This is a genomic window from Desulfobulbus rhabdoformis, from assembly GCF_016919065.1.
Classification (GTDB): domain Bacteria; phylum Desulfobacterota; class Desulfobulbia; order Desulfobulbales; family Desulfobulbaceae; genus Desulfobulbus; species Desulfobulbus rhabdoformis.
Genome location: NZ_JAFFQA010000212.1, coordinates 1 through 220 on the forward strand (window position 1 = coordinate 1; position 220 = coordinate 220).

The window sequence follows — 220 nt, forward strand, 5'->3', positions numbered from 1 at the left end:
CTGCCAATGCCTCGATCCCGCTGGAGGACGCTTTAATGAGCGGCTTTGCCATGTTTTCGCTAAAAGACCCTTCGTTGTTATCGTTCGATGGGCGACGACTTGAGCAACCCGAGAGCCTGCATGGTGTCTTTGGGGTACGAGTTATCCCCAGTGATACCCAAATGCGGACTATTCTGGATGAGATTGTTCCGACCTTACTTCGGCGACCGTTCCGCACTAT

Annotated in this window: 1 pseudogene; it reads left to right on the forward strand. The window is 52.7% G+C overall.

Annotation, left to right across the window (positions count from 1 at the left end):
- Positions 1 to 220 (forward strand): annotated as a pseudogene (locus JWJ90_RS23085) (transposase); the annotation flags it as partial.